At 60.2% G+C, this 6,108-nt stretch carries 5 protein-coding genes; 2 read left to right on the top strand and 3 right to left on the bottom strand.

Annotation, left to right across the window (positions count from 1 at the left end):
* On the bottom strand, positions 1-222 hold a 222-nt coding region (locus A2J01_RS23355), incomplete at its 3' end, for an oxidoreductase (RefSeq protein WP_442971575.1).
* A 157-nt stretch (positions 223-379) separates the two neighbouring features.
* Between A2J01_RS23355 and A2J01_RS23350 the strand changes: the two genes are divergently transcribed.
* Positions 380-982 carry a TetR/AcrR family transcriptional regulator gene (locus A2J01_RS23350; protein ID WP_007735533.1) on the top strand — a complete coding sequence of 201 codons (603 nt, stop codon included), beginning with the start codon at positions 380-382 and terminating at the stop codon, positions 980-982.
* Positions 983-1,493: 511 nt separating this feature from the next.
* Entirely contained in the window at positions 1,494-1,736 is a 243-nt protein-coding gene (locus A2J01_RS35985) for a hypothetical protein (protein ID WP_152440006.1), read from the top strand.
* Positions 1,737-2,483: 747 nt separating this feature from the next.
* On the opposite strand, the gene dnaB is transcribed toward A2J01_RS35985, so the two are convergent.
* Both dnaB and rplI read right to left on the bottom strand, forming a co-directional pair.
* Positions 2,484-5,141 (bottom strand): replicative DNA helicase, encoded by a 2,658-nt coding sequence (gene dnaB, locus A2J01_RS23345; protein WP_030537129.1) that lies wholly within the window; start codon positions 5,139-5,141, stop codon positions 2,484-2,486.
* 508 nt (positions 5,142-5,649) lie between these two features.
* The gene (rplI, locus tag A2J01_RS23340; RefSeq protein WP_007735531.1) at positions 5,650-6,105 is read right to left on the bottom strand and encodes a 50S ribosomal protein L9; all 456 of its coding nucleotides are present in this window, start codon (positions 6,103-6,105) and stop codon (positions 5,650-5,652) included.
* Positions 6,106-6,108 lie beyond the last annotated feature (3 nt).

Raw genomic sequence — 6,108 nt, 5'->3', positions numbered from 1 at the left:
GATCCCAGGCGTGTTCGGGTAACCCTGCCCGTCGTCGGAGGGCTGGGTGCCCTCGGTGATGACCAGTCCGAGCGAGGCGCGCTGGCCGTAGTAGGTCGCTACGAGCGGGCCCGGGGTGCCGTCCGGGTTTGCTCGGCTGCGGGTCATCGGCGCCAAGGCGAGTCGGTGCGGGAGTTCGACGCGTCCGAGGGCGAACGGTTGCCAGAGTGAAGGTGATGTCATGAGCGGGGTGCTCCTCAGGTAAATCGGTCAGGTAGGTCATCGGTGCGATGCAGAGGTGATGTCTCGTGGGACGATCAAGGGGACATCTGAACCGCATCAATATTGACTACAGTCATAACTGAATGTACTCAATATCTATTCCCGAAGGATATCCGTCATGCCATCCGCTTCCCAGCCAGCCGGAAGGCGCGAGCGAAACAAGCAGCAGAAACTTGTCCGTATTACCGCCGCTGCCAGCGAACTCTTCGCCGAGTACGGCGTCGACGATGTCACCACCCAACAGATCGCCGAGAAGGCGGACGTCGGTACCGGGACGGTGTTCCTGTACGCCAAGACGAAAGGCGAGTTGCTCCTACTTGTGCAGAACGCGAACTACAGCGAAGCACTCGCGCGGGGCCGCACGGATGCCGAAAACATCTCCGACGTACTCGACGCGGTGATGGCGATCATCGGCCCGATCGTGGAATGCAACCGCACCCAGATCGACAACGGACGCACCTACCTGCGGGAGATGGTGTTCGGCAACCCCGAGGAACCCCACCATGCGGAAGCGCTCACCATCGTCGGCCAGACCGAAGAAGCCATCGCAGCAGTGCTGCGCCGAGGCGGTCAAATCGGAGAGGCCGAGGCTGCAACGCGGGCGCACGTGGTGTCGGCGATCATGTTCCTCGCAATGGCGGCTACCGTAAACATCGCTCGTACTGTCGACGAAATCAGGGGGGAGATCAAGGCCCAGGTGGCCGCTCTTCTGCCGCACTGATGCCCTGCGCCACGGCACTGTCACTTCTGGCGCCGATCGCGGAGACTTGCCGATCGAAACCAAATGCCCTTAGCGTCCTCATGCGAGGCCGGTGCGCGCTTGGACGCGGTTACACAGGTCTATGATGCGAGAATCAAATACCCTCTTGGCCAATCGAATTGAGTTTCGCATGTGAGCGACTCCGCCAGGATCGACGGGTCGATCCTGTACTTGCCGAAACCTATTCACTATTGTTGTCCACCGACTTCGATCCGCGGTCGACGCTCAAAGAGCCCCGCGCCTGAAAACTACGGCAAGTTCTGCATCTTGACCGACTTCAGACCTGACTCGTTGCTGCACTCGTAATGCCGTAGCCACCGAAGGCGAAAGGGACCGCACAAGCTTTCCCCAACAAATGCGCCTGCCCGCATCCAATCTACGATACAAACAAGGCCGCGAGCGAAATACTGTGCAAGAAAAAATGTTTCAAGAATTCAATGCTTCGCGGCGGATGTCGCGAATAGCTCGAGCGATGGCTTGCCCACCCCCGATCGACTACCGGCGCCGACGACGCATCTTCCCGGCCCCCTCTGATATCGGGCGCAATCACACTCGACTCCTCGCTCGCGCGGCAAACGCCTACCTGACCGAAGCCTTCACATGGAAAATCCAGCGCTACATCTGGCAACCCCTGACCGGCAGCGACCCACTCGTAACCTACGGCGCTGCTCTGCTCCACGGCCCCACCGCCTATAGCTACCGCAAATTGTGCTGACGATGCTTGCCGACCTGCAAGACAAATCCGGCGAGGCCGCCCATAGGCTCCTACTCAAGCATCGAATCGGTGAACCCACTAGCTAAACAACACAATTCAGTGCAATCCGGAACATGGGCGGCCCGAGGACGCGAAGAACACTACCTTCGAGACATCGGCCGCAGCGACCTCCGAAGAACTAGTCTGTCACTCACACTCGCGGCCTCGACGGCAGGCGACCCCGAAGAATTTGTCCATCTAGCGCTCTCCGGTGAAATGGTTGCCGCACTTCGACTCTGCCGATTCACCGAAACCGCCCTCTGCGCGTGGGAGACAGAGGCTGCAGCAACTTTAGGAATCCGAACCACTCAAATCAGCCGAGAATGCGCGTACCTCTCCAAGTCACTCGGAACGGAAATCTTCGCTCGAAGAATGCCCAATGGGACTCGCGAACTCACACCCACAGGCACTGCGCTGTACAACCTCGCCCGGGCGAACATCGACAAACTACGCCGTCGCCAGCTACGAACCACCCTGCGCAGACTAGACACTGAAGAACCACGCTCACGATTTCTTCAACGCGACCCAGTCGCCGCACTGTATCTCAGGTCGACAAGTTCCGTACACAAATCAAACTGCCCCAGATCCGGACGGTGTGTGCTGGGCCTACATCCGCGCTTCGTCCCAACATCGACATAATCGCTGGTGCTCGCCCCGAATCCCACCATGACCGATTCTTGTCCCACCTTCAGGCGATGGCGGCAGCAGCTATCCCCGCGCCATATCGACGAACTTCGAGAGATGAAGCTGGTGCGCCACAGTGATTGTCGCGGTCGGGCCGTTACGGTGCTTACCCAGAATCAGGTCGGCTTCACCGCCACGGGGATCGTCTCGCTCGGTCGCGTCGGGGCGGTACAGCAGAATCACCATGTCGGCGTCCTGCTCGAGTGAACCGGACTCACGAAGGTCGGCGACCTGGGGACGCTTGTCGGTTCGCTGCTCGGGACCACGGTTGAGCTGACAGATCGCGACAACCGGAACTTCGAGCTCCTTCGCCAAAAGCTTTAGGCTACGGGAGAATTCGGAGACTTCCTGCTGACGGGACTCGACCTTTTTACCCGAGCTCATCAGCTGGAGGTAGTCGATGACGATCAGGCGAATGTCGTGTTTCTGCTTGAGCCGCCGCGCTTTTGCGCGAATTTCCATCATGGTGAGGTTGGGGGAGTCGTCGATGAATAGCGGCGCCTCACTGATCTCACTCATGCGACGCGCGAGCTTGGTCCAGTCGTCGTCGGTCATCTTGCCGGAGCGCATGTCGCCGAGCTTGATCTTTGCCTCTGCGGACAGCAGACGCATGACGATCTCGGTTTTGCTCATTTCCAACGAGAACATGACGCTGGCCATGCCGTGCGTGATGGAGCAGGAACGCAGGAAATCCATTCCGAGCGTGGAATTGTGCGTCGGGACCATCGAATGACCGGCCAGGTACATGTGGTCGGCGTTGTCGACCTCGACGCAGCGAACCGGAACACTCGCAATTGGTCGAACATCGACAATGTAGCGCGATCCGCTGCTCGCAGTGCTTTTACTCGCTCGACGCTCCTTGTGCAGCATCGCTTTCCGCGTAAGACCGAACACTTCGTCATCAGTCGAGAAGGTCAAGGTGAATGCAGTCGACGAAGCCTCGGTGCGACCGTTGACTCGCTTTGTGCTCATTTGGCAGCGATAGCCAAGACTGACCACTAATTCCTGGGCGTCGCGGACGAGGCGCTCGTTGGTTACCGAAAACTGAACGGAGCCACCGGCAGTCACAGTTCCATCAGTGTCGAGAAGCCCCGCAAGAACCGCACGACGCTGCGCCTCGGACCCACGGAGATACTGGACAGGGATGTGCTTGTTGCCCAGAACACCGATCGTACGTAGGCGTCCTTGAACCGTGCCGTACTCATTGCGGCACTTCTGGCACAGTCGCAGCCCGATCGAAGGTCCACCACAGTGTGAACAGGTTGGCGCAGGTACAGGGTCAGACATGAAACGTGCTTTGCCGCCGCATGATTGACCGCATGTTCGCACCTGACTGGTGAACGGCACGAAGCTCTTTCCGCACACAACGCAATCGCGCGGAGCGACGGGATCTTCCGGGGCTAATTTAAGGCTGTAGCGCAAATGCGCCGACTTGGACGGAACTGCAACCAGGCCTTCGGCCTCGATCAACATGATGATCTCAGGATCAGCAGTGGTGAATTGTGCGCAGGCAGTAGAACCGTCACCTAGCCAAGCGCCAAGTGTGTAGGGCGGGACAAGGAGATCCTGCGTTGGTAGGTCGAGCGGCTTGGCATTCACGACAGAGTGATTAACGCGGCCATCCGCCGTTGCGCATCGCACCGTCGATGCGATCTCCGCCGTGGTTCGGACCTCGGCGAATGTCTTTTGATTCTTATAGCGGTTGTAACCTGTCTTGGCGTTCTGCGCTGAACGGCGCGAAGCACGCGTCTCCGTCAACCACTGATGCTGCTCGTCGGCCACCAACACTGTTCCATCGGAAAACTCGACCTCGTAGCAAGGACGGTCAACCATCACGTCGGTAGCGGCAACAACCCGCGTCGGCTTGCCGTGGTTGTCAATCAACAGATCGCCGACAGCAACGTCACCCATCGTGGTCCAGCCACTGGGCGTCGCGAGGGGAGTATCGAGGGCAAGCGCCTTGCCCACACCAGGACGGGCCGCGACGATAATCATCTGACCAGCGTGAAGGCCGTTGGTGATCTCGTCGAGATCCTTGAATCCGGTGGGCACACCGAGGGAAATTCCACCGCGGCTGGCGATGGAGTCGATCTCGTCCATCGTGGGCTGGAGGAGCTCGGTGAGGGGTACGAAGTCCTCGGTGGTTCGACGCTCGGTGACCTCGAAGATCTCGGCCTGCGCGCGGTCGACAACCTCGGCCACGTCCTGGCCCTCGGTGCCGGCGTAGCCGTACTGGACGATGCGAGTACCGGCGTCGACGAGACGACGCAGCACGGACTTCTCGGCCACGATCTCGGCATAGAAGGCGGCGTTGGCGGCTGTGGGCACTGTCTGGGTCAGCGTCACCAGGTAGGCAGCACCACCGATACGGCGGAGCTCACCTCGACGGTCGAGCTCGGCGGAGACCGTCACCGGGTCGGCGGGCTCGCCACGGCTGTAGAGGTCCAGGATCACGTCGTAGACGGACTGGTGAGCGGGCCGGTAGAAGTCACCCGGGCGCAGTACCTCGAGGACGTCAGCGATGGCGTCCTTGCTCAGCAGCATGCCGCCGAGCACCGACTGCTCGGCAGTCATGTCCTGAGGTGGCTGGCGTCCGAACTCCTGGTCGGGCTCGGCCTCGGGAGGGCCCGGGTAGTCCGGCCCCGAGAAGTCGGAAGGTCCTCGATCATCTACAACAGCCACAAGCGAGACCTTCCCGTAAAACACTCGACGACACTGCCAGAAACCGCAGCGCCCTCATCATTTGTACCTGCCCCCACCGACATCCCCTAGCCGCATTCGGCCGGGCTGTAGATAGACGCCGAGATGACGTTAGGGACTAGTAGGTCCGCATACAAACCGGACTGTGGATAAAGCTGTGGATGCTTTGTGGAAACTCCCGCCCCACGGTGTGCACCGCCTGTGGAGCATTTGGGGACTACTTTGCTTAGTAACTACAAAAGACCATGTAGATGGCTATCCACAATTTCACAGGCCTGTTGATGAAAATAGTTTTTCCACAGTCGGCGCGTCGGCGTGTCGGGCGTGTTGCCTCGCCCGATTCGTCACTGATCACCAAGTCGAACATCACAGTGTGAGAGTTATCCCCAGGTCCGATTCGGGACGCTGACAGGCGGCACACCGCACCCCGAAACAAAACGTCGGGCCCCGCACACCGAAGTGTGCGGGGCCCGACGAGACGAACAGTCGACTATGCGCCGACGACGTTCAGGTTGAACTTGGCAACCACATCGGGGTGCAGGTTCACGACCACGGCGTGCTTGCCCGTGTTCTTGATGTGAGCCTTCGGCAACACGATGGAGCGCTTGTCGACAACCGGTCCACCGGCAGCCTTGATCGCAGCAGCGACGTCAGCGACGGTAACCGAACCGAAGAGCTTGCCCGAGCCACCGGCGGTCTTGACCGTCAGCGTTACGGACTCGAGGCCCTCGATAGCTGCCTTGAGCTCCTTGGCGTGATCCAGGCCGCGCACAGCGCGCGCCTCCTGTGCACGACGGATGCCCTCGACCTGCTTCTCGGCGCCACGGGTGGCGACGATTGCCAGTCCGCGGGGGAGCAGGTAGTTACGGCCGTAGCCGTCCTTGACCTCCACGGTGTCGCCAGGCGCACCGAGGTTGTCCACGTCAGCGGTGAGGATGAGCTTCATGTT

Origin of the sequence: Rhodococcus sp. EPR-134, assembly GCF_001647205.1 — a bacterium.
Classification (GTDB): domain Bacteria; phylum Actinomycetota; class Actinomycetes; order Mycobacteriales; family Mycobacteriaceae; genus Rhodococcus_F; species Rhodococcus_F qingshengii.
Note: the sequence above shows the minus strand (reverse complement) of the source record. Positions and strands in the feature narration are given on the sequence as shown.

Excerpts from the sequence above, each read along its gene's own strand:
- A2J01_RS23350 (WP_007735533.1), top strand. The coding sequence starts at position 380 with ATGCCATCCGCTTCCCAGCCAGCCGGAAGGCGCGAGCGAAACAAGCAG.
- A2J01_RS35985 (WP_152440006.1), top strand. The coding sequence starts at position 1,494 with ATGGCTTGCCCACCCCCGATCGACTACCGGCGCCGACGACGCATCTTC.
- rplI (WP_007735531.1), bottom strand. The coding sequence starts at position 6,105 with ATGAAGCTCATCCTCACCGCTGACGTGGACAACCTCGGTGCGCCTGGC.